Annotated in this window: 1 protein-coding gene; it reads left to right on the top strand. The window is 66.8% G+C overall.

Features of this window, described 5'->3' with window-relative positions:
• Nucleotides 1-262 (top strand): GntR family transcriptional regulator (locus SB753_RS38385; protein WP_410805334.1); only part of this gene is annotated, 262 nt, incomplete at both ends.

Genomic DNA, 262 nt, shown 5'->3' with positions numbered 1-262 from the left:
CGCTAGACAAGATCGCGATCAAATCTCACTCGCGCCTGCGCACGGTGCATGCATCGAGCGACTCATTGAGCGAGGGTGTGGTGGTGCCCGCGTTGCGCGAGGCGATCGTCGAGGGCGTGCTCGCGCCGGGCAGCCGCCTTTCGGAAGTGCAGGTTGCAAAGCAGTTGAACGTAAGCCGCACGCCGATGCGCGAGGCGTTCGCGCAACTGGAACGCGAGGGACTGGTGACGGTCCTGCCGCGCGTCGGCGCGTACGTGCGCGC

Source organism: Paraburkholderia sp. SIMBA_053, assembly GCF_046534895.1.
Taxonomy (GTDB): domain Bacteria; phylum Pseudomonadota; class Gammaproteobacteria; order Burkholderiales; family Burkholderiaceae; genus Paraburkholderia; species Paraburkholderia caledonica.
Note: the sequence above shows the minus strand (reverse complement) of the source record. Positions and strands in the feature narration are given on the sequence as shown.